Genomic DNA, 21,669 nt, shown 5'->3' with positions numbered 1-21,669 from the left:
CAGCTCGAGGGGTTGAGGGGGCGGTAGCGGCCCAGCCATTCCGCCAGTTCGTCCGCCGGCATCGGGCGGGCGTAGAACCAGCCCTGCGCGACGTGGCAGCCCACCGAGCGCAGCAGGCGCCACGTCCGTTCGTCCTCCACGCCCTCCGCGACCACCCGCAGGCCCAGCGCGCCGGCCAGGTCGATGACCGTGCGGACGATGGCGTGATCGTCGGCGTCCGTGGCCATGCCGAGGACGAACGACCGATCGACCTTGACCTCCGTCAGCGGCAGCCGGCGCAGGTGCTGCATCGACGAGTAGCCCGTGCCGAAGTCGTCCAGGGCGATCGCCACCCCGAGCTTGGCCAGCTCCGAGATCGTCGCGAGCACGCGCCGCGGGTCGGCCATCAGGGCGCCCTCGGTGATCTCCAGCTGCAACTGGGCGGGGGAGACCGCGAAGCGGGCCAGGCGCTCCTTGACCTGGTCGACGATCTCCAGCGTGTGCAGGTCCCGGATGCTGACGTTGACCGCCGCGCGCAGGCAGACGCCCGCCGCCTGCCACTTCGCCAGCTGTTCGACCACGTCGTCGACGACCCGGCGGGTGAGCAGGCGCATCACCGCGCTCTGCTCCGCCACCTTGATGAGCTCTTCGGGGTCGACCATGCCGCGCTTCGGGTGCCGCCAGCGGAGCAGGGCCTCCACGCCGACCACGGCGCCGGTCTGGATCTCGATCTGCGGCTGGTAGTACATCGTGATCTCGCCGGCGTCGGGTGCTGCGGCCACGTCCGGGTCGAGCGCGCGACGCAGGTCGCCGAGCAGGCTCAGGCGCTCGGGCGTGTTGTGGTCCGACTCGGGCGCGTAGACGACCACCGTGTCGCGGCGGTGCTTCGCGTCGTACATCGCGACGTCCGCGTGCCGCATCAGGTTGGCGAAGTCCTCGCCGTGCTCCGGATAGAGCGCGATGCCGATCGAACCCGCGACGTCCAGCGGCAGGCCGTCCAGCGCGACGGGCTCCGCCAGCGTCGCGACGATCCGGTCCGCCAGCTCACGCGCGCCGCCGGCGTCGGTCAGCCGCGGCGCGAGGATCGCGAACTCGTCGCCGCCGAGCCGCGCGACCACGTCGTGGCGGCCCACCGTCTGGGTCAGGCGCCCGCTGACCTCGATCAGCAACTGGTCGCCGACCGCGTGGCCGAGCGCGTCGTTGACGTGCTTGAACCGGTCGAGGTCGAGCAGCAGCAGCGCGAAGTGCTGGTCGGGCGCGCCGGCCGCGGCCCGGGCGGCGTGCATGGTCGCCTGTTCCTGCACCTCGGCGAGCAGCGCCTTGCGGTTGGCCAGGCCGGTGAGCGGGTCGAGGCGGGCCAGGTGCTCCTGCTCGGACGACAGCCGCGACATCCGGTAGACGGCGAACAGCGGCACCAGCATCAGCGGGATCAGCGCCACGTTGCGCGCGGCCGGGCCGCCGACCAGCACGGGGGCGAGCAGCAGCAGGGCGCCGATGGAGACCGACTCGAACGCCACGCCGTGGCGGAACGTGTCCCACCAGTTCCCGCCGGCGTGCAGCCGGACGGCGATCGTCACGGTGCCGTACTTGACGACGAACCAGGCGGCCGCGGCCGTCGCCGCCGCGATCACGTCGATCCAGGTCGGACCCGAGCCGGCCGCGAACGCGGTCTCGCCGAGGCCGCGGAGCACGGCTTCGGCCGCGCCCAGTGCCAGCGCGTACTGCGCGACGTTGAAGACCGCCCGCCACGGCGCGTGCCGCAGCCGGATCGACGAGGAGACGACGGCGGCGGCCTGCACCAGCAGCGCGGGGCCGAGCCCCCAGGCGAGCAGGATCGCGAACGTGAAGCAGATCGACGGGAAGACCGCGGAGCTCTGCCGCCGGCCGGGCGGCGCGAACGGCCGGTAGTCACAAAGGACGGCGAGCGCCGCCATCACCCAGAACGTGGCCGGGAGATCGGGCAGCACCTGGGGCAGGTGGCTGATCGACACGGCCGAAGCCAGAACCGCCGACACGATGACCGCGCCGACGAAGGTGTAGAAAGAGGCCGCCCGTTCGGCGGGAACGGAATTACGACGCGCGGCAGCGTCCATCCCACCTCCCCGCTCGCCCCACAAACGCCCCCCAGCGTCCCGGCCGGACCGTCCACTAAAGATCCCACCCTATGGTTGTCATACGCCAACCGAGCGAAACGGACAGAGTCGTAATTAAGTTGGAATACGCGGCAAGCGGGCAGCTATGCGCCGATAGCAGTCAGCTCAGGTCTCGTCACTCACCGCAGCGGCGCGCGCGGCGTCGGGCCCGTCGGCCAAAAGAATCCGCAGGCCAGCCTCGTCGAGGACCGGAACCTTGAGCGACACTGCCTTGTCGTGCTTGGAGCCGGGATTGTCGCCTACGACGACAAAGTCCGTCTTCTTGGATACTGAACCGGTCACCTTGCCGCCCCGGCTCGCGATCGCCTCGGTGGCCTGGTCGCGGGAGAACTCGGCGAGCGTGCCGGTGACCACGACCGTCAGGCCCTCGAGCGGGCGCGGGCCCTCGTCGGTGCGCTCCTCGGCCATCCGCACGCCGGCCGCGCCCCACTTGCGCACCACCTCGCGGTGCCAGTCGACGGCGAACCACTCCTTGAGGCTCACGGCGATCGTCGGACCCACGCCGTCGACCCCGGACAGCTCCTCGACCGACGCCTCGTCGATCCGCTCGACCGACTCGAAGTGGCGGGCCAGCGCCTGGGCCGCGGTCGGGCCGACGTGCCGGATCGAGAGCGCGACCAGGACCCGCCACAGCGGGCGCTGCTTGACCTCTTCCAGGTTGTCGAGCAGCTTGACCGCGTTGCTGCCGAGCGTGCCGTCCTTGTTGACGAAGAACGGGCAGTCGCGCAGCGCCAGCGCGTCGATGTCGAACAGGTCGCCCTCGTCGGTGATCACGCCGCAGTCGAGCAGCGCCGTCGCCGCCTTGTAGCCCAGCACCTCGATGTCGAGCGCGCCGCGGCCGGCGAGCGCGAAGACCCGCTCGCGCAACTGGGCCGGGCAGGACCGGGCGTTGGGGCAACGGATGTCGACGTCGCCCTCCTTGGCCGGGGCGAGCGGCGTGCCGCAGCTCGGGCACTCGGTCGGCATCTCGAACGGCCGGGCGTCGGCCGGGCGCAGCCCGATCACCGGGCCGAGCACCTCGGGGATCACGTCGCCGGCCTTGCGCAGGACGATCGTGTCGCCGATCAGGACGCCTTTGCGCTCGACCTCGCGGGCATTGTGGAGGGTGGCCAGCGCGACCGTCGACCCGGCGACCTTGACCGGCTCGAGCACCGCGAACGGGGTGACCCGCCCGGTGCGGCCGACGTTGACCTGGATGTCGAGCAGCTTGGTGTTGACCTCTTCCGGCGGGTACTTGAACGCGATCGCCCAGCGGGGTGCCTTGCTGGTCGAGCCGAGCCGGCCCTGCAGCGCGATCTCGTCGACCTTGACCACCACGCCGTCGATCTCGTGCTCGACGTCGTGCCGGTGCTCGCCGTAGTAGGCGATGTAGTCGTCGACCCCGGCCAGGTCGTCGACGACCTTCCACCGGTCGCTGGTGGGCAGGCCCCACTTGCGCAGCGACTCGTAGGAGTGGGACTGCGACCTGGGTGTGAACCCCTTGCGGGCGCCGATGCCGTGCACCACCATGCGCAGCGGCCGGGAGGCGGTGATCCGGGGATCCTTCTGCCGCAGGCTGCCGGCGGCCGCGTTGCGCGGGTTGGCGAACGGGGCCTTGCCCTGCTCGACCAGCCCCGCGTTGAGGTCGGCGAACGCGGAGACCGGGAAGTAGACCTCGCCACGGACCTCGAGCAGCTCCGGCACGTCCTTGCCCGCCAGGCGCTCCGGGATGCCCTCGATCGTGCGCACGTTGCCGGTGACGTCTTCGCCCGTGCGCCCGTCACCCCGGGTCGCGCCGCGGACCAGCCGGCCCTTCTCGTAGGTCAGGTTGATCGCCAGGCCGTCGACCTTGAGCTCGCAGAGGAACCGCACCGGCCCGCCGGCGTCGCGGATCGTGCGCTCGGCCCAGGCCGCCAACCCCTCGGTGCTGAACACGTTGTCGAGGCTGAGCAGCCGCTCGATGTGCTCGACCGCCCGGAACTCGGTGGTGAACCCGCCCACCCGCTGGGTCGGCGACTCCGGCGTGCGCAGGGCCGGGTATTCGTCCTCGAGCGCGATCAGCGAGCGCATCAGGGCGTCGAAGTCGGCGTCGGAGATGGTCGGCGCGTCGAGCACGTAGTAGCGGTAGGTGTGCCCGTCGATCTCCTCGGCCAGGGCGGCGTGCCGCTCCCGCGCCTCGGGCGGCGGCTCCTTGCCCGCGGCCGCCGCCTGTGCGGGCGTCACCGGCTGGTCGGGCAGGACTTCCTCGGACACGGCTGACAACCTCCGGACTAGTGCTCTCCAAGCAACCTAGCCCGCCCGTACGACAAAGTCTCAGACCTCGAACACCAGACAGCGCTGCCCAGACCGCCTGGACCTCCGGTCGGCGGAGATCAGGTTTCGAACACCAGACAGAACGGGTGCCCCGCCGGATCTTCAAAGACCCGGAAATCGGCCCCGTCACCCGGCAGGCGCTTGGCGCCCAGGGCGATCGCCGCCGCCTCAGCCGAGTCGATGTCCGACACCAGCACGTCCAGGTGCATCTGCTGCGGGCGCTCCGGGTCGGGCCAGCGCGGCTCCTTCAGGTCCGGCGCTGCCTGGAAGGCGAGCCGGATGTGGTCGTCGGAGACCACCACCCAGCCCTCGCGCTTGTGCGTCACGGGCATGCCGAGCAGCTCGCTGTAGAAACCCGCCAGAGCGGCAGGATCCGGACAGTCGATCACCACGTTGTAGAGACGGCCGATCATGCGGGCCATCTTTCCCTACCGGGGTCGCCGCTACTCCTCGACCAGTCGCCGCCCGGCGTCCCGGCAGGCCGCCAGCACGTCCTTCGCGTACGGGACCGACGCACCGGCCAGCCCGCAGGTGGGCGTCACCACGACCTGCCGGGCCAGGACCGCTGCGCCGAAGCCGAGCTGGCCCCAGACCGCGCGTACCCGATCGACAAGGTCCTTGTGACCCGGCGCGCGTGCCCCGCTCGTCGGCGCCACGCCGGCCAGCAGGCCCACGCCGGCGTCGATGGCCTCGCCCAACGGGTCCAGCGCCGTCACCAGCGAGAGATCAAGGGACAGGGCCGCGGCGCCCGCCGAGACCAACATCGCCACGGGTACGTCCGCCGCGCAGCAATGGAACACCACGGGCGCGCCGACCGCAGACACGAGATCGCGGAGGGTCGACGTGGCGACGGACGACTCCACGGCCCGGTAGGCGCTCAAGCCGCTCTCCGTCGGCACCCGCCCGGCCAGGACCATGGGCAGCGCCGGCTCGTCGACCTGCAGCAGCACGGTCGCACCCGGGAGCCGTCGCCGGACGTCCTCGACGTGCCTGCGCAGCCCTTCGGTCAACGACGCAGCCAGGTCGCGCACCGCACCCGGGTCGCGCAGCAGCCGCCCACCGACCGGCAGGTCGACGTTCGCGGCCAGCGTCCACGGCCCCGCCGCCTGCACCTTGATCACACCGGTGAGGCCGTCACCCTGCTCGGTGAGCTGGTCGAGGTCGCGCTCCAGCAGGTCGAGCGCCCGCCGCAGGTCACGACCCGGCCGCGCCGCGATCCGCCACTGCCCGACGTAGAGCTCGACCGGCAGGTCGACGAGGAACGCCGAGGTGCGGCCGATGATGTCCGCACCAGGGCCGCGGGCCGGCAGTTCCGCGAGGTGCGGCAGGTCGGGCAGCTCGCCCAGCACCATCCGCTGCGCCTCGGCGATGTCGGTGCCGGGCATCGAGCCGACACCCGTCGCGCTGCCGGCCGCCCAGGGCCAACTGTCCTGCTCACTCACGAGGGACGAGCCTACCGATCACCCGCGTACGGGTGACCGGGTGACCGTCCCACCAGAGCCAGAGCACGTCCCGACCGAAGGATTCGACGAGCAGCGCGAACGCGACCAGCAGCAGCACGACGGTCGCGCGGAACGGCAGCACGCCCGCGGTCGCGGTGACCAGCGCGACGCCCTGTGTCGCGGCGACGACCTTGCGCCAGTAGCGGGGCGGCAGCGTGCCGCGCATCCACCGGGTCGACCAGATGCCGAGCACGAACGCGTACCGCATCCCGCCGATCGCCAGCACCCACCAGCCCGCGGCCGGCGCGACGTAGACGCTCAGCACGAGGACCAGGAACGAGTCGGCCTCCATGTCGAACCGCGCGCCGAACGCGGACGTCGTCCCCGTGCGCCGGGCGACCTGCCCGTCGACACCGTCGAGCAGCAGCGCGACGACGACCAGGCCGACGATCGCGCCGACGGCCGGCGCATGCTCGAGGGAGTCGACGACCAGCGCGGCGACCACCCCGATCAAGACCGTCCTGGCGGCCGTCACCCAGTCGGCCGGGCCATACCTCTTGAGTCCGGATGATGACAGTCCGTGTTGGAGAAGAATCATGGTGACGAGTGCGTACGCGACGCCGGTCAACCAACCAGCGGCGCCGATACCGACCGCAGCCCCCACTGCAGCAAGCGCGATGAACTGGGCAAACATGCCGACCAGGGGGCCGGATCGAACCACGCGCATCGTTCCTCCGTGTCGTGAAGCGGCACATGCAGGTACGGGAGATGGGATCGTTCGGTTCATGAACATGACGGAGAGCCACGAGTGAGCCCGACCGAAAGCGCCTTCTGGGTGGTCTCACCAGGCACGGGGGAGATCCGTCCGGTCACCGTCCCGGCCCCTCGCCCCGACGAGGTGCGCGTCCGCACGCTCCGCTCCGGCGTCAGCCGCGGCACCGAGACGCTGGTGTTCCGCGGTGCCGTGCCGGCCAGCCAGCATACGGCCATGCGGGCGCCGTACCAGGAGGGCGATTTCCCCGGTCCGGTGAAGTACGGCTACCTCAACGTCGGCGTGGTCGAGCAGGGCCCCGCGGAGCTGCGCGGCCGGACGGTCTTCTGCCTCTACCCGCACCAGACGGCGTACGTCGTGCCCGCGGTCGCGGTCGTGCCCGTGCCGGAGACGGTGCCGCCGTCCCGCGCGGTGCTGGCCGGCACGGTGGAGACCGCGGTCAACGCCCTCTGGGACGCGCCGCCGCTGGTCGGCGACCGGGTCACGGTGATCGGCGGCGGGATGGTCGGCTGCAGCGTCGCCCGCCTGCTGGCCCGGTTCCCGGGCGTGGACGTCGAACTGGTCGACGTCGACCCGGCGCGGGCCGAGACCGCCGCCGCGCTCGGCGTCGGCTTCGCCCACCCGGACGCCGCCGCAACAGGTCGTGACCTGGTCTTCCACGCCAGCGCGGCCGAGGCGGGCCTGCGCCGGTCGCTGGAGCTGCTGCGCCCGGAGGGCACGGTCGTCGAGCTGAGCTGGTACGGCGACCGCGAGGTGACCGTGCCGCTCGGCGCCGGATTCCACTCCGGACGGTTGTCCGTCCGGGCGAGCCAGGTCGGCATGGTCGCCCCGGCCCGGCGGTCCACCAGGTCCTACGCGGACCGGCTCGCGCTCGCCCTCGACCTGCTGCGCGATCCCGCGTTCGACGCGCTGCTCAGCGCGGAGCACCCGTTCGAGCGACTACCCGAGGTGCTGCCGGACCTGGCGTCTGGCAGCCTGGCCGGGTTGTGCCACGTCATCACCTACGGAGAGTAGAGAAACACATGTTCAGCGTCACGGTGCGCGATCACATGATGGTTGCCCACAGCTTCCGCGGCGAGGTCTTCGGCCCCGCGCAGCAGCTTCACGGTGCGACCTTCCTGGTCGACGCCACGTTCCGCCGGGCCGAGGTCGACGCCGACGGCATCGTCGTCGACATCGCCCTCGCATCCGAGCAGCTCAAGGAGGTCGTGAGCCAGTTCAACCTGCGCAACCTCGACGACGAGCCGACCCTGGCCGGGCTCAACACGACCACCGAGGTGCTGGCCAAGGTGATCGCGGACCGGCTGGCCGAGCAGGCGAAGGCCGGCGCGCTCGGTGCGGGCGGCCGCGAGCTCGCCGGCATCACCGTCACGTTGCACGAGTCGCACATCGCGTGGGCGAGCTACGAGCGATCGCTGTGAACCTTTCGCCGCCGGGCACCGTACACGTCGTCGTGCCGGATGACATCGACGACGCAACGCTCCCGAGCGGCGGGAACGCGTACGACCGTCAGCTGCTCGCCGGGCTGGCGGCGCTCGGCTGGACGGTTCGGGAGCACCAGGTTCCGGCCGGTGCGCCGCTGCGCCCGGTGCTGGACGAGCTGCCCGACGGCGCGCTCACCCTCGTTGACGGCCTGCTGGCACCCGGCGTCCCGGTCGACCGCGTTCGGCGCCTGCACCTCGTCGTGCTGGCACACATGGTCTTCGGTGTCCCCGGCGAGCGCGAGGTCATGACGGCCGCCGACGCGGTGCTCACCACCAGCGAGTGGTGCGCGCGGCACATCCACGAGACCTACGGCGTGCCGGCCACCGCCGCGCCGCCCGGCGTCGACCCGGCCCCGGTGACGCCGCCCAGCGCCACCGGATCCCGCCTCCTCTGCGTCGCCGCCGTCCTGCCGCACAAGGGCCAGGACGTGCTCGCCGACGCACTGTCGGCGCTGCCGGGCGGCGGCTGGGGCTGCCTGTGCGTCGGCTCGCTGGAGCGGGAGCCCGCCTTCGCCGGGGAGGTGCGGCGCGCGGCACCGGCGGGCATGCGGTTCGCCGGCCCGCTGGTGGGTGCCGATCTCGACGCCGCGTACGCCGATGCCGACCTGCTGGTGCTGCCATCCCGTGCGGACTCGTACGGGATGGTGGTCACGGAGGCCCTCGCCCGGGGCATTCCGGTGCTGACCACGACCGCGCAGGGGCTGCCCGACACGCTCGGCCGCGCGCCCGACGGCACCCGGCCCGGCATGCTGGTGCCGCCCGGCGACCCGGCCGCGCTCGCCGCCGCGCTGCGCCGGTGGCTGTCCGAACCCTCCGCCCGCGACGCGCTCCGCACGTCGGCCCTGCTGCGTCGCACGGCGCTGACGGGCTGGTCGCGGACCGCGACGCTGGCCTCCGATGTCCTGTCCACGGTCGCGATGCGGGAGAGCACGAGCAGATGACGAGTGTCCTGATGCCCAGGGTCAGCCCCAACTGGCTGCGCCTGCGTGAAGCCGCCGACGCGGCCGCACGCTCTGCCGAACTGGTCGCCCGGCTGGGCGAGCGGTTCGCCGGCGCGGACCGGTTGGTGATCCACGACCTGGGCTGCGGCACCGGCGCGGCGGCCCGCTGGCTGGCGCCGCGGCTGCCCGCCACCCAGCACTGGATCATGTGGGACCGCGACGGGGACCTGCTCGGCGCGGCCATGTCGGGCAAGCCCGCGGGCATCACCGGCACGACCCGGCAGCGGGACATCGGCACGCTCGCCGCCGCGGACCTCGCCGGGGCCGACCTGGTCACCGCCTCGGCACTGATCGACATCCTGACCACGGCCGAGATCGACGCCGTCGCCGCGGCGTGCGCCGAGGCGCGCGTACCCGCGCTGATCATGTTGTCCGTCGTCGGCAAGGTGGAGCTCGCGCCCGCCGACCCGTTCGACGCGGAGGTCGCCGCGGCCTTCAACGCGCACCAGCGGCGGACGGTCGGCGAGCGCGCGCTGCTCGGCCCCGACGCGGTCACCGCGCTCGCGGACGCGTTCGCCCGGCACGGCGTCGCGGTCACGTTGCGACCCAGCCCGTGGGAGTTGGGCGCCGACGACCGCGACCTGGTCACGGCCTGGTTCCGCGAGTGGCTCGCGGCGGCGGTCGAGCAGGTGCCGGCGCTGGGCAAGCCGGCCGAGGGCTACGCCCGCCGGCGCCTCGCGGAGATCGCCGAGGGGCGGCTCGCCGCGACCGTCCACCATGTCGACCTGCTGGCGATGCCGTGACGACCCTCGCGACGCGGCCGGTCCACGTGCCCGCCGCCAAGACCTCCGTGCCCCGGCCCCGGGCGGCGCTCAAGTCGCGCCTCTGGGCCTGGCTGCGCTTCGTCGCGGGCGTGGGCGTGCTGGCCGTGCTGGTCTGGCGCCTGGGCAGCGGGCCGTTTCTCGACGGGCTGCGCGGCGTCGACGCCACGGCGATCGCGGTCGCCTTCGGCATCGGCGTGGTGACCACGGTGGCCTGCGCGTACCGGTGGGCGCTGGTGGCCCGCGCGCTCGGCGTCCGGCTGCCGCTGCGGGAGGCCGTGGGTGCCTACTACCGGGCGCAGTTCCTCAACACCACGCTGCCCGGCGGCGTGGTCGGCGACGTGCACCGGGCCGTCCGGCACGGCAAGGACATCGGTGACGTGGCGCTCGGCGTACGGGCGGTCGTGGTCGAACGGATGGCCGGATTCGTGGTTACGATCGCGCTTTCTGTGGTAACCCTGGCCGTGTTCCCCTCACCCGTGCGCCGGCACATGCCGCTCGCCGTCGCCGCGCTGGCCGTCGCGGCCCTGATCGCGTACCTGGTCAAGGGCCGGGTAACCAGGATCCTCGGCAAGCGCGGTCGCACCGGGCTGTCGTCGGCCGGCACGGGCATCGGCGTCCTGCTCACCACCGCCGTGGTGCTGGCCGGCCACCTGATCACCTTCCTGGTCGCGGCACGCACCGCCGGCGCGACCGCACCGCTGCACCTGCTCGCCCCGCTGACCCTGCTGGCCCTGCTGGCCATGGCGTTGCCCTGCAACATCGCCGGCTGGGGTCCGCGCGAGGGCGTGGCGGCCTGGGCGTTCGGCGCGGCCGGGCTCACCTCGGCCCAGGGTGTCGCGACCGCCGTCGTGTTCGGCGTGTTGGCGCTGGTCGCGAGCCTGCCCGGCGCCGTGGTGCTGGTGCTTCGTTGGGTGGACCGACGGCGCGCTGCGGAGAAACCGGTAATGCTGGAGCATGAGCTACTGGACAACGGCGTCCACCGGCAACCGGAGTACAGCCATGGCTGAGCGACCTTACATCCTCCTGAGCTGCGCGATGTCCATCGACGGTTACGTGAACGACACCGCCGACGAGCGCCTGCTGCTGTCCAACGCGACCGATTTCGACCGGGTCGACCACGTTCGGGCCGGATGCGACGCGATCCTGGTCGGTGCCGAGACGGTCCGGCGGGACAACCCCCGGCTCGTGGTGAAGTCGCCCGAGCACCGGGCCGCCCGGGTGGCCCGGGGGCAGCATCCCTCGCCGCGCAAGGTGACCGTCACCGAGGGCGGCGGCCTCGACGCGGAGGCCGCGTTCTTCCAGGCGGGCGACGCGGAGAAGCTGGTCTACTGCGCTAGCTCCACGGTGGACCAGGCCCGGTCGCGGCTCAGCCGGCACGCCACGATCGTCGACGGCGGGCAGCCGGTCAACCTGCGCCGGGTCGCCGAGGACCTCTACGCCCGCGGGGTCGGCCGGCTGATGGTCGAGGGTGGTGGCACCATTCACACCCAGTTCCTGACCGAGGAGCTCGCCGACGAGCTGCACCTCGTGGTGGCACCGTTCTTCGTCGGCGACTCGAAGGCACCCCGGTTCGTGGGCGACGGGGAGTTCCCGTGGAGCCAGGAGCGCCGGGCGCACCTGGCCGAGGTCCGCCAGGTGGGCGACGTGGTGTTGCTGCGGTACGCGCTCTCGCCCCGGTTCGGCACCGTCTGATGAGGAGATTGATGGAAGACGCGACGATACGCACCGAGGTATCGGTCCCCCTTCGGTTCCCCGACGGCTACGCCACCACGGCAGAGGTGTTCTCGTTCCACGGGCTGGCCGACGACAAGGAGCACATCGCTCTCGGGCTCGGCGACTGGCGCGGCACCCTCGCCCGCGACGAGGCGCCCCTGGTGCGCCCGCACAGCGAGTGCCTGACCGGCGACGTGTTCGGCAGCGAGCGCTGCGACTGCGGTCCGCAGCTGCGCGAGGCCGTCGAGCGGATCAGCAACGTCGGCGGGCTGCTGCTCTACCTCCGCCAGGAGGGCCGGGGGATCGGCCTCTACGCCAAGCTCGACGCGTACGCCCTGCAGGACACCGGAATGGACACGTACGAGGCGAACCTCGCGCTCGGCCACGCGGAGGACGAGCGTGACTACACGGCCGCCGCGCAGATGCTGCGCGCCCTCGGCGTCGACCGGATCGCGTTGCTGTCCAACAACCCCGACAAGGAGGAGCAGCTCAACTCCCTCGGTGTGACGGTGACGAAGCGGGTGCCGACCCGCGTGCACCTGTCCGCCGCGAACGCCGGCTACCTCGCGGCCAAGGCGCGCCACGCCCGGCGCACGGTGGAACCGGACTGGCTCGCGTCATGAAAAGCCGGATCCTGACCGGTCTGGCGGCGTTCTTCGTCCTGCTGCTCCTGCTCGTCCCCGACGACTTCGCCGCGCTGAGCCCGTGGGCGATCCTGGTGATCCCGCTCGAGGCCCTGGTCGGCGTCGCGGTCGTCGTGTTCCTGCCCGCCCGCGCCCGCACGGTCGTCGGCATCGTGGCCGGCGTGCTGCTGGGCGCGATCACCATCCTCAAGCTGCTCGACCTGGGTTTCGGCGTGACGCTCGCGCGCCAGTTCGACCCGCTGTCGGACTGGTCGCTGTTCCGGGCCGCGTCCGAGTGGGTCTCCGAGTCGTTCGGCAAGACCGGCGCGGTGGTCGCGGTCATCGTCGCGATCCTGCTGGCGATCGCCGTGCCGGTGCTGGCGACGCTGTCGATCCTGCGGCTGTCGCGGGTCGTGGCGGTCCGCCGGTCGCTGGCGCTGCGGGTGGTCGCGGTGCTCGGCGTGGCCTGGGTGGTGCTCGCGCTGCTCGGCGTGCACATCCTGCCCGGCGTGCCGATCGCGGGGCGCTCGACGGCGGCGGCCGCCTACGGGCATGCCGCGCAACTGCGGGAGGACATCGTCGACCTCGCGGCGTACGACCGTGAGGAGCAGACCGACGCGTACCGCGACGTGCCCTCCGCCCAGCTGTTGCAGGGGTTGCGCGGCAAGGACGTCATCTTCGCGTTCGTGGAGAGCTACGGCCGGGACGCCGTGAACTACCCGGAGACCGCGGCGCTGCTGAAGTCCCGGTCGTCCGCCCTGGCCGCGGCGGGCTTCCAGGCGCAGAGCGGCTGGCTGACGTCCTCGACGATCGGCGGCGGGAGCTGGCTGGCCCACTCGACGTTCCAGTCGGGGCTGTGGATCGACAGCCAGCGGCGGTACGGCCGCTTCACGGAGGGCTCCCGCTACACGCTGACGACCGCGTTCTCGAAGGCGGGCTGGCGGACGGTCGCGGTGATGCCGGCCAACCGGCGCGACTGGCCGGAGGGTCGGGTCTACGGCTTCGACAAGGAGTACGACGACCGGACGCTGGGCTACAAGGGCCAGGGTTACGCGTTCTCGTCGATCCCGGACCAGTTCACGCTGCACTCGTTCCAGCGGACGGAGCTGGCCCGGCCGCTGCCTTCGCGGCAGCCCGTGATGGCCGAGATCGACCTGCTCTCCAGCCACGCGCCCTGGGACCCGGTGCCGCCGATGATGGACTGGGACACGCTGGGCGACGGGTCGACGTACCCGGGCAACGGCGGGCGGGGCGGCAACCCCGGCGAGATCGACAACGAGTCGGCGACGAAGGTCCGCGACAACTACCGGCGGACGGTGGAGTACTCGGTCGACAGCCTGGTGTCCTACATGGAGAAGTACGGCACCGACAACACGGTCCTGGTCATGCTGGGCGACCACCAGCCGTCGCCGATCATCACGGGGCCGGACCCCAACCGCGACGTGCCGATCACGGTGATCGCCAAGGATCCGAAGGTGCTGCCGCGCATCTCGAGCTGGGGCTGGTCGCCCGGGCTGGCGCCGGCGGCCGAGGGCCCGGTGTGGCGCATGGACACGTTCCGGGACCGCTTCCTGGGCGCGTTCGCCGCGCCCTAGCCGGTCAGCAGGCCGGTCAGGACGCCGCGGAGGGCGCGGTCGAACAGGTCGCCCCGCGGTGGGGGGCCGGGCTCGGCCAGCGCTGCCACCAGGTGGGGGTGGCGGGCCGGATCCAGGGTCGTGAAGGCCTGTTGCTGTGCGTTCGCGGCGCTGCGGCTGAAGAGGACGACCAAGCCGGTCATCACGGCGATCGCCTCGAACCTGGTGGCGGTCGGTGCCTTCGTCGGCGCCAGCACGCCCAGGCAGTGGTCGAACCAGGACAGCGCCTGCGGGCCGACCGCGGTCGGGCGCTGGACCAGGTCGGCCAGCCAGGGATGCCGGCGGTGCAGGTCCAGCTGCTTGTTGGCCAGCGCGCTCAGCTGGTCCAGCCAGTCGCCGTCCGGCGGCGGGTAGGGCCGCAGTTCGCCGACCGCGTGGTCGGTCATCAGGTCCAGCAGGTCGTCGCGGGACGACAGGTAGCGGTAGAGCGCACCGGCCGCCGTGTCCAGCTTCGTGGCCACAGCGCGCATCGAGACCGCGGGTAGGCCCTCGGCGTCCGCGATCGCGATCGCCGCCGCCACGATCTCCGCCCGGGTGTGACCCGGGGCGGGGCCGCGGGTGCCGCGTTGGCGTCTGGTCCAGATGGGTTGCGCTTCGGCCACCTCATCACTGTAAACTGCGAACCACGTTCGCGGTTTTGGAGGTGCTCTCATGGAACTGGTCATGGCACGCGACGGTGTGCCGATCCCGGTGCATTCCACGGGCACGGGGCCCGGCCTGGTCGTCGTGCACGGCGGCGGGGTCACGATCGACGTCTACGAGCGGTTCGCGGCGGCGCTGGCCGACCGGTTCACGGTGCATCTCTACAACCGGCGGGGGCGGGGCGACGCGGGGCCGCGGGAGGTGCCCTACACGGGGGAGCAGGACGTCGACGACCTGGCGGCGGTGCTCGCACACACGGGCGCGGAGAACGTCATCGGGCACAGCGGCGGGGGGTTCATCGCGCTGCTGGGCGCGCCGCGGCTGCCGATCAAGCGGCTCGCGCTCTACGACGCGGCGGTGTCGGTCGACGGCAACACACCGTCGGCGTGGCTGCCGGCGGCGCGGGCGGCGGCGGCCACGGGCGACAACGCCCGGGCCCTCGCCATCACGGCCGGCGGCATCAACAACCACCAGGCGGCGTCGAAACTGCCACTGGGCTTACGGGTGGCCATGACGCGACTGTTCCTGCGCACACCGATCGGCCGGACGATGGGCGACCTGGTGGGGATGACGCTGGACGAAACGGCCCTGATCCACGCCAACGACGGTCCGGCGACGCGCTGGTCGGGTGTCACGGCCGAGGTGCTGCTGGCCTGCGGCGCGGGCGGGCCACGCTACTACGTGACGGGCAACGAGGCACTGGCGCGGGCAATGCCACACGCCCGGACGATCGTCATCCCCCGCGGCGGCCACGACGCGATCAACCGAGCCCTCCCACAGTTGGTGAACCCGATCGCGGACTTCTTCGGCACACCCGCCGACGCGCTCCACAAGCCCTGACCACCGCGGTCCGCCCCGGCGCGTAGTGTGCGCGGTCCCGCGATCTGGAGGGGCACTGCCGCCGCATTCAGCCGCGGCCGTCTGGACGGGATTGGTTGCCGGGCGGCCTTTTTCGGCCGGGGTGGCCGGGCTCCGCGGTTGGGCGCGGGCTGGACGCGGGCCGGCGCCGGGTCTCCGGGTCCGGCGGCGGTGGTCAGCGAGCTGGGGTTCCGGTGGGAGTGGTTGCCTGGCCGCCTTTCCCGGCGGGGTGGCCGGGCTCCGCGGTGAGACGCGGCCTGGACCTGGGCCGGAGCTGGATCTCCGGGTCCGGCGGCGGTGGTCAGCGATCTGGGATTCGGGCGGGAGTGGTTGCCCGGCGGCTTTTCCCGGCCGGTGTGGCCGGGCTCCGCGGTGAGGTGCGGCCTGGACCCGGACCGGAGCCGGATCTCCGGCTCCGGCCGCGGTGGCCAGCGGTCCGCGGTGACATGCCGTGGACGGGGACGGGGCGCGGAGATCTCCCGGACCCGGGCGGCGCGACTAGTTCGCCGGTGTGGTGGCTCGGCGCGCCCGGTCGGTGAGCGTGGCGAGCACGTTGTGTGCCGTGGCCAGGTCGGCCGGGTCGAGGCCCGCGTAGATGTCGGTCGTGGTGCGGCGGACCGTCTCGCTCAGGTCCGCGAACAGGCGGGCGCCCCCGTCCGTGAGCGCGACCGGCTCGCCCGCCGAAACGAGTCCCTTTTGGACCAGGCCGGCGCAGAGCGCTGCGGCGGCCTGCGGGTCGAGGCGTAGCTGCGGCTGCCCGGCGAGGTAGGAACTCAGGTCCCGGTGCGTCGCCCACGGGCCGCGGGCGGTGATGACGCGGAAGGTGACGTATTCGGTGCCGGACACGTCGGCGTTGGCCAGGACGTGGTCGAGCAGCGCGCCGAGCGCGCCCTGCGCCTCGGCGACGTCCTGGCCGGTCAGGGTTGGCGTCGTGGTCATGGCCTGGCTCCCGTCTGGTTGGCCCGGCGGTGCGCCGAGCAGGTCCTTGAGAATGGCGATGAGCTGACGGTTGCGTGGACTCGCCGGCCCGCCGATCGGCTGGGTCAGGTCGTGCTGCAGGGCGTGCACCACACCGATCGCCGCCTGGGTGACCTGCAGGCCCTGCTCGGTGAGCCCGAGCTGCACCGCGCGGGCGTCCGTCGGGTGCGCCGTTCTGGTCACCAGGCCGCTGTCGGCGAGGGCGCGGACCAGCTTCGACACGTAGATCGGCTCCAGCTCGGCGAACTCGGCCAGCTCGCGTTGCGTGGGTTGGCCGCCGCGGCGGGTCAGTCCGTAGAGCGAGGCGATCAGGCTGTATTGCGCGTGGGTCAGGCCCAGCGGCGCGACGGCCCGGTCGACGGCCGCGCGCCACCGCAGCGTGACGTGCCACAGGAGGCGCCCGGTCGCGGTGTCGTCGTCCACGCGATTTACTCTACATGGAAACAGTAGCCATGGAAACTAAATGGCCGCGACCAACCGCGGACGTGGCAGCGAAGCGGAGCGAGCGGTGTCCGGCGGGAGCGACGGTCGCGCCCCCGACGGACCCGGGAACTCGTCTTTCAGTTGGCGCCGAGGCGCTCGAGGATCAGCTCGCGGACCGCCTTCGCGTCCGCCTGGCCCTTGGTGGTCCTCATGACCGCGCCGATCAGTGCGCCGGCCGCGGCGAGGTTGCCGCCGCGGACCTTGTCGGCCACGGCCGCGTTGGCGGCGATGGCCTCGTCGACCGCCACGGTCAGGGCGCCGGTGTCGGAGACGACCGCGAGCCCGCGGGCCTCCATCACCGCCGTCGGGGAGCCCTCGCCCGCGACGACGCCCTCCAGCACCACCCGGGCGAGCTTGTCGTTGAGCTTGCCGCCGTCGACCAGCGTCTGCAGCTCGGCGACCTGCGCCGGCGTGGCGCCGACGGCCGACAGCTCGACGCCGGTCTCGTTGGCGCGCCGGGCCAGCTCACCCAGCCACCACTTGCGGGCCGCCGTGGCGGTGGCACCCGCCGCCACCGTCTCCTCGATCAGCTCGACCGCGCCCGCGTTGACCACCGACTGCATGTCCAGATCGGACAGACCCCAGGCGTCCTGGAGGCGCTTGCGGTGCACCCGCGGCGGCTCGGGCAGCGCGGCCTTCAGGGACTCGACCCAGGCCGGGTCCGGCGCGAGCGGCACCAGGTCCGGCTCCGGGAAGTAGCGGTAGTCGGTCGCCTCCTCCTTGGAGCGGCCCGGGCGGGTGTCGCCGGTCTCCTCGGAGAAGTGCCGGGTCTCCTGCACGATCCGGCCGCCGGACTCGAGCACCGACGCCTGCCGGATGATCTCCGACCGGACGGCCCGCTCGACCGAGCGCAGCGAGTTGACGTTCTTGGTCTCGGTGCGGGTGCCCCATTCTTCGCCGGGCCGGTTGAGCGACGTGTTGACGTCGCAGCGCAGCGAGCCCTCCTCCATCCGGACGTCGGAGACGCCCAGGCCGCGCAGGATGTCGCGCAGCTCGGTGACGTAGGCGCGGGCCACCTCGGGTGCGAGCGCCCCGGCGCCGGGGACCGGCTTGGTGACGATCTCGACCAGCGGGATCCCGGCGCGGTTGTAGTCGACCAGCGACTCGGTCGCGCCGTGGATGCGGCCGGTCGCGCCGCCGACGTGCAGCGTCTTGCCGGTGTCCTCCTCGAGGTGCACCCGCTCGATGCCGATCCGGACCGTCCGGCCGTCGACCTCGACGTCCAGGTAGCCGTCGACGCACAGCGGCTCGTCGTACTGGCTGATCTGGAAGTTCTTCGGCATGTCCGGGTAGAAGTAGTTCTTCCGGGCGAACCGGCACCAGGTGGCGATCGAGCAGTTGAGCGCGAGGCCGATCCGGATCGTCGCCTCGATCGCGGCCTTGTTGGCCACCGGCAGCGCACCGGGCAGGCCGAGGCAGACCGGGCAGACCCGGGTGTTGGGCTCACCGCCGAAGTCGGTCGGGCAGCCGCAGAACATCTTGGTCTTGGTGCCGAGCTCGACGTGGGTCTCCAGCCCGATCACGGGCTCGAAGGCGGCGACCGCGTCGTCGTACGCGGGCAGCGTCGTGGTGGTCATCAGCCCTCCAGGGACGGCGGGGTCAGCGTGCCGACGGCGGACTCGAGCGCGGCGGCGACCCGGTACATGCGGTCGTCGGCCATGGTCGGCGCCATGATCTGGAAGCCGACCGGCAGCCCGTCCGAGAGCCCGCAGGGCACCGAGATGCCGGGGCCGCCGTACAGGTTGGTCGGGATCGTGAAGAGGTCGGCGAGGTACATCTGGTAGGGGTCGGACGTGCGCGACCCGAACGGGAACGCCACGAACGGGGTCGTCGGCGAGACCAGCACGTCGACCTGCTCGAAGGCCTGGTTGAAGTCCTGCGTGATCAGCGTGCGGACCTTCTGCGCCTGGCCGTAGTAGGCGTCGTAGTAGCCGCTGGACAGCGCGTAGGTGCCGAGCATGATCCGGCGCTTGACCTCGGGGCCGAAGCCGGCCTCGCGGGTCAGCGACATGACCTCTTCCAGCGACCGGTTGCCGTCGTCGCCGACCCGCAGGCCGTAGCGGACGCCGTCGAACCGGGCGAGGTTCGAGGAGCACTCGCTCGGCGCGATCAGGTAGTAGGCGGGCAGCGCGTACTGGAAGTGCGGTGCGGACACCTCGACGACCTCGGCGCCGAGCTTGGTCAGCGCGGTGAGCGCGTCGCGGAAGGCGGCCAGCACGCCGGGCTCGGCGCCCTCGCTCGCGTCGAACTCGGTGACCAGGCCCAGCTTGACGCCGGTCAGGTCGCCGGTCATGCCGCGCCGGGCGGCCTCGACGACCGGCGGCACGGGCTGGGGGATCGAGGTGGAGTCGCGGGCGTCGTGGCCGGCCATGACCTCGTGCAGCAGGGCCGCGTCGAGCACCGTGCGGGCGCAGGGGCCCGGGGTGTCGAGGCTGGAGGAGAAGGCGATGAGGCCGTACCGGGAGGTGCCGCCGTAGGTGGGCTTCGAGCCGACGGTGCCGGTGACCGCGCCGGGCTGGCGGATCGAGCCGCCGGTGTCGGTGCCGATCGCGAGCGGTGCCTCGTAGGCGGCGATCGCCGCGGCGCTGCCGCCGCCGGAGCCGCCGGGGATCCGGCCGAGGTCCCAGGGGTTGTTGGTCGGCCCGTAGGCGGAGTATTCGGTCGACGAGCCCATCGCGAACTCGTCCATGTTGGTCTTCCCGAGGATCACGGTGCCGGCGTCCTTGAGCCGCTCGACGACGGTCGAGTCGTAGGGCGGGCGCCACCCCTCGAGGATCTTGGAGCCGGCCGTGGTCGGGACGCCTCTCGTGGTCAGGACGTCCTTGACGGCGACGGGCACGCCGGCCAGCGGGCCGAGGGCCTCCTTGCGGGCGCGCTTGGCGTCGATCCGGCGGGCGGCGTCGATCGCCCCGTCGGCGTCGACGTGCAGGAAGGCGTGCACCTTGCCGTCGATGGCGGCGATCCGGTCGAGGTGGGCGCGGGTCACCTCTTCCGCCGAGACGTCGCCGTCGCTGATCCGCTTGGCGAGGTCGGCGGCGGTCAGTTTGGTCAGATCGGACACGTTCGTCACGCCTCCTCGTCCAGGATGCGCGGCACCCGGAACCGGTCTTCCTCGACGTCCGGGGCGCCCGCGAGGGCCTCTTCCCGGGTCAGGCAGTTGATCACGACGTCTTCGCGCAGCACGTTGGTCAGCGGCACGGAGTGCGAGGTAGGCGGAATATCCGCGGCGGCGACCTCACCCACCCGTGCCACGGCCTGGAGGATCACGTCCAGCTGACCGGCGAACGTGTCGAGCTCCTGCTCGGTCACGGCGAGCCGCGAGAGCCGCGCGAGATGCGCGACCTCATCGCGGGAAATGGCAGCCATCGGTGCCCCCTTGCGTCGTGTGGGCGATTCGTATGCGGTCCGCTCGGGAGCGTGGCACGCCCCCGGCGACCCGAGCGAGTCTATTTGTCCCGCCGAACGTCCCTGTGCCGGCCCCTCCGCCGTTTCGCGACGGAAACAGAAGGACATTCAATCTTTACGCGCTGCGGGTCGGTGGCCATCAAAAGCCGATCAAATTCACTTTCTTGTCCCGGGTCCGCGGTGGTCCGGACCGTCGCTCCCGCCGGACACCGGGCCGGGCCCCAGGGGGCCCGTCCCTGCCAGGCCCGCGCCTCTCGACCCCAACCCGTCCCGAGGACACGAACCGGTTTGGCTCGCTCTGTTATTCCGGACCGCACGGTCTCGGTGTTCCGGCAATTCGCGGATCATCCCGCCGACACGGTTGGGGCAAATGCGGACCTTGCCCTGCGGTAGTAGCGGCGGGACGGCAACAGGTGCGGCTCGAGATTGGGCCGGGGAGCGGGATTCTTGCCGGCGGCGTTCGGCGGGGAGCGGCGCCGGGGATGACGCGGGCGTGGCAGCGATCGCGGAGCGGGCGGTGTCCGGCGGGAGCGACGGTCCGGACCACCGCGGGCCCGGGACCGCCCGATCTTGATCGTCGGTTGGCCCTTGGCCGTCAGCTCGGTTGAGCGAGCCGTTCCGCGAGGAAGGCTTCGAAGCGTTCCGCCGGGGCCGGCCGCGCGAGGGCGAAGCCCTGGCCGAGTTGGCAGCCGGCCGCGCGGGCCTGGTCGACCTGGGCGCCCGATTCCAGGCCCTCCGCGATGATCTCCATGCCGAGCCGGCGGCCGACGCTGACCACGACGTCGATCAAGGGCTTGGCCAGGCCGCCGTTCTGACGCGCCGCGCCGTGGTCGCCGACCAGGGCGCGGTCGACCTTGAGGATGTCGATCGGTAGGCGGCGTAGGTGCGCCAGGCTCGCCTGGGCCGCGCCGAAGTCGTCCAGGGCCGTTCGCACGCCGAGCGCCCGCAGGCCCGCCAGCTGCGTGACCACCGTCGGGGTGTCGGCGCCGACGCGGCCCTCCGCGATCTCGATGACCAGGCGTTCGGGTGCCAGGCGGCTGGTGACCAAGGTTCCGGCCACCTGGCTGACGAAGTCGGGCGAGGCCAGCTCGGCGGGAGAGACGTTGATCGACAGCCACAGCCGCGGGTCCCAGCCCGCGATCCGGCGGCAGGCCTCCTGCAGCACCCACTGGCCGATCTCGGCGATCACGCCCAGGTCCTCGGCGACCGGGAGCAGCTCGCTCGGCAGCACCGTGCCCAGCGACGGGTTGCGCCAGCGCAGCAGCGCCTCGGCGCCGACCGGCTGGCCGTCGTGCAGGCCGATGACCGGCTGGAAGACCAGGTCGAGCTCGCCGCGCGTGGCGGCGCCCGGTAGTTCCCGTTCGAGGTCCATGCGGCGGACGAGCTGCTCCTCGAGGTACGCGTCGTACCACTCGATGCGGTTGCGGCCCAGCTGGCCCGCGCGGC

The 21,669-nt window shown here is 72.5% G+C and carries 20 protein-coding genes; 9 read left to right on the top strand and 11 right to left on the bottom strand.

Translation table 11 applies throughout. The annotated features are described in order from the left end of the window. The 5 genes from AB0H87_RS18765 to AB0H87_RS18745 all read right to left on the bottom strand — a co-directional run. A partial coding sequence (locus AB0H87_RS18765) for an EAL domain-containing protein (protein ID WP_360146659.1) occupies window positions 1-2,072 on the bottom strand: 2,072 nt, incomplete at its 3' end. Between the two features lie 165 nt (window positions 2,073-2,237). Next, window positions 2,238-4,364, bottom strand: coding sequence for an NAD-dependent DNA ligase LigA (gene ligA / locus AB0H87_RS18760; RefSeq protein WP_360146656.1), 2,127 nt, complete (start codon window positions 4,362-4,364; stop codon window positions 2,238-2,240). A gap of 119 nt (window positions 4,365-4,483) precedes the next feature. Beyond that, entirely contained in the window at window positions 4,484-4,837 is a 354-nt protein-coding gene (locus AB0H87_RS18755) for a VOC family protein (RefSeq protein ID WP_360146653.1), read from the bottom strand. A gap of 30 nt (window positions 4,838-4,867) precedes the next feature. Continuing rightward, window positions 4,868-5,866, bottom strand: coding sequence for a methionine synthase (locus tag AB0H87_RS18750; protein ID WP_360146650.1), 999 nt, complete (start codon window positions 5,864-5,866; stop codon window positions 4,868-4,870). After that, on the bottom strand, window positions 5,859-6,464 hold the full coding sequence (locus tag AB0H87_RS18745) for a CDP-alcohol phosphatidyltransferase family protein (protein WP_360146647.1): 606 nt from the start codon (window positions 6,462-6,464) through the stop codon (window positions 5,859-5,861). Before AB0H87_RS18745 ends, AB0H87_RS18750 begins: the two co-directional genes overlap by 8 nt. A gap of 210 nt (window positions 6,465-6,674) precedes the next feature. Between AB0H87_RS18745 and AB0H87_RS18740 the strand changes: the two genes are divergently transcribed. Genes AB0H87_RS18740 through AB0H87_RS18705 form a run of 8 tightly spaced genes read left to right on the top strand, consistent with a single transcriptional unit; the run spans window position 6,675 to window position 13,818 of the window. Further along, the gene (locus tag AB0H87_RS18740) at window positions 6,675-7,652 is read left to right on the top strand and encodes a zinc-binding alcohol dehydrogenase (RefSeq protein ID WP_360146644.1); all 978 of its coding nucleotides are present in this window, start codon (window positions 6,675-6,677) and stop codon (window positions 7,650-7,652) included. A gap of 8 nt (window positions 7,653-7,660) precedes the next feature. Continuing rightward, window positions 7,661-8,059: a 6-carboxytetrahydropterin synthase gene (locus tag AB0H87_RS18735; protein WP_360146641.1), complete on the top strand. Its 399-nt coding sequence runs from the start codon at window positions 7,661-7,663 to the stop codon at window positions 8,057-8,059. Beyond that, entirely contained in the window at window positions 8,056-9,063 is a 1,008-nt protein-coding gene (locus AB0H87_RS18730) for a glycosyltransferase family 4 protein (protein ID WP_360146638.1), read from the top strand. The genes AB0H87_RS18735 and AB0H87_RS18730 overlap by 4 nt, the downstream gene beginning before the upstream one ends. Next, the gene (locus AB0H87_RS18725; RefSeq protein ID WP_360146635.1) at window positions 9,060-9,866 is read left to right on the top strand and encodes a methyltransferase domain-containing protein; all 807 of its coding nucleotides are present in this window, start codon (window positions 9,060-9,062) and stop codon (window positions 9,864-9,866) included. Before AB0H87_RS18730 ends, AB0H87_RS18725 begins: the two co-directional genes overlap by 4 nt. Before the next feature lie 47 nt (window positions 9,867-9,913). Beyond that, window positions 9,914-10,894: a lysylphosphatidylglycerol synthase transmembrane domain-containing protein gene (locus AB0H87_RS18720; RefSeq protein ID WP_360146664.1), complete on the top strand. Its 981-nt coding sequence runs from the start codon at window positions 9,914-9,916 to the stop codon at window positions 10,892-10,894. Next, on the top strand, window positions 10,887-11,579 hold the full coding sequence (locus tag AB0H87_RS18715) for a dihydrofolate reductase family protein (protein ID WP_360146632.1): 693 nt from the start codon (window positions 10,887-10,889) through the stop codon (window positions 11,577-11,579). Before AB0H87_RS18720 ends, AB0H87_RS18715 begins: the two co-directional genes overlap by 8 nt. A gap of 8 nt (window positions 11,580-11,587) precedes the next feature. Then, window positions 11,588-12,223 (top strand): GTP cyclohydrolase II, encoded by a 636-nt coding sequence (gene ribA / locus AB0H87_RS18710; RefSeq protein WP_360146661.1) that lies wholly within the window; start codon window positions 11,588-11,590, stop codon window positions 12,221-12,223. Next, window positions 12,220-13,818 carry a sulfatase gene (locus tag AB0H87_RS18705; RefSeq protein WP_360146629.1) on the top strand — a complete coding sequence of 533 codons (1,599 nt, stop codon included), beginning with the start codon at window positions 12,220-12,222 and terminating at the stop codon, window positions 13,816-13,818. The genes ribA and AB0H87_RS18705 overlap by 4 nt, the downstream gene beginning before the upstream one ends. On the opposite strand, the gene AB0H87_RS18700 is transcribed toward AB0H87_RS18705, so the two are convergent. Further along, window positions 13,815-14,459: a TetR/AcrR family transcriptional regulator gene (locus tag AB0H87_RS18700; protein ID WP_360146626.1), complete on the bottom strand. Its 645-nt coding sequence runs from the start codon at window positions 14,457-14,459 to the stop codon at window positions 13,815-13,817. The two genes, AB0H87_RS18705 and AB0H87_RS18700, sit on opposite strands and share 4 nt — an antisense overlap. A 49-nt stretch (window positions 14,460-14,508) precedes the next feature. On the opposite strand from AB0H87_RS18700, the gene AB0H87_RS18695 reads away from it, so the two are divergent. Continuing rightward, on the top strand, window positions 14,509-15,339 hold the full coding sequence (locus AB0H87_RS18695) for an alpha/beta fold hydrolase (RefSeq protein WP_360146623.1): 831 nt from the start codon (window positions 14,509-14,511) through the stop codon (window positions 15,337-15,339). 516 nt (window positions 15,340-15,855) lie between these two features. Here AB0H87_RS18695 and AB0H87_RS18690 read toward each other — a convergent pair. The 5 genes from AB0H87_RS18690 to AB0H87_RS18670 form a co-directional block, all read right to left on the bottom strand. Then, a complete protein-coding gene (locus AB0H87_RS18690; RefSeq protein WP_360146620.1) occupies window positions 15,856-16,758 on the bottom strand; it encodes a MarR family transcriptional regulator in 903 nt (300 codons plus the stop codon). Window positions 16,759-16,895: 137 nt separating this feature from the next. Further along, window positions 16,896-18,395 carry an Asp-tRNA(Asn)/Glu-tRNA(Gln) amidotransferase subunit GatB gene (gatB, locus tag AB0H87_RS18685; protein WP_360146617.1) on the bottom strand — a complete coding sequence of 500 codons (1,500 nt, stop codon included), beginning with the start codon at window positions 18,393-18,395 and terminating at the stop codon, window positions 16,896-16,898. Continuing rightward, window positions 18,395-19,879: an Asp-tRNA(Asn)/Glu-tRNA(Gln) amidotransferase subunit GatA gene (gene gatA, locus AB0H87_RS18680; RefSeq protein WP_360146614.1), complete on the bottom strand. Its 1,485-nt coding sequence runs from the start codon at window positions 19,877-19,879 to the stop codon at window positions 18,395-18,397. The genes gatB and gatA overlap by 1 nt, the downstream gene beginning before the upstream one ends. 5 nt (window positions 19,880-19,884) lie before the next feature. Next, window positions 19,885-20,184, bottom strand: coding sequence for an Asp-tRNA(Asn)/Glu-tRNA(Gln) amidotransferase subunit GatC (gatC, locus tag AB0H87_RS18675; RefSeq protein ID WP_089246218.1), 300 nt, complete (start codon window positions 20,182-20,184; stop codon window positions 19,885-19,887). Window positions 20,185-20,818: 634 nt separating this feature from the next. Continuing rightward, window positions 20,819-21,669 (bottom strand): EAL domain-containing protein (locus AB0H87_RS18670; protein WP_360146611.1); only part of this gene is annotated, 851 nt, incomplete at its 5' end.

The sequence above is a fragment of the Asanoa sp. NPDC050611 genome, from assembly GCF_040654855.1.
Taxonomy (GTDB): Bacteria; Actinomycetota; Actinomycetes; order Mycobacteriales; family Micromonosporaceae; genus Asanoa.
This window is presented reverse-complemented; position numbering and strand designations above follow the sequence as displayed.

Coding starts and splice junctions, on each gene's coding strand:
- AB0H87_RS18755 (WP_360146653.1), bottom strand. CDS start 4,837: ATGATCGGCCGTCTCTACAACGTGGTGATCGACTGTCCGGATCCTGCC.
- AB0H87_RS18745 (WP_360146647.1), bottom strand. CDS start 6,464: ATGATTCTTCTCCAACACGGACTGTCATCATCCGGACTCAAGAGGTAT.
- AB0H87_RS18735 (WP_360146641.1), top strand. CDS start 7,661: ATGTTCAGCGTCACGGTGCGCGATCACATGATGGTTGCCCACAGCTTC.
- AB0H87_RS18725 (WP_360146635.1), top strand. CDS start 9,060: ATGACGAGTGTCCTGATGCCCAGGGTCAGCCCCAACTGGCTGCGCCTG.
- AB0H87_RS18715 (WP_360146632.1), top strand. CDS start 10,887: ATGGCTGAGCGACCTTACATCCTCCTGAGCTGCGCGATGTCCATCGAC.
- AB0H87_RS18705 (WP_360146629.1), top strand. CDS start 12,220: ATGAAAAGCCGGATCCTGACCGGTCTGGCGGCGTTCTTCGTCCTGCTG.
- AB0H87_RS18695 (WP_360146623.1), top strand. CDS start 14,509: ATGGAACTGGTCATGGCACGCGACGGTGTGCCGATCCCGGTGCATTCC.
- gatB (WP_360146617.1), bottom strand. CDS start 18,395: ATGACCACCACGACGCTGCCCGCGTACGACGACGCGGTCGCCGCCTTC.
- gatC (WP_089246218.1), bottom strand. CDS start 20,184: ATGGCTGCCATTTCCCGCGATGAGGTCGCGCATCTCGCGCGGCTCTCG.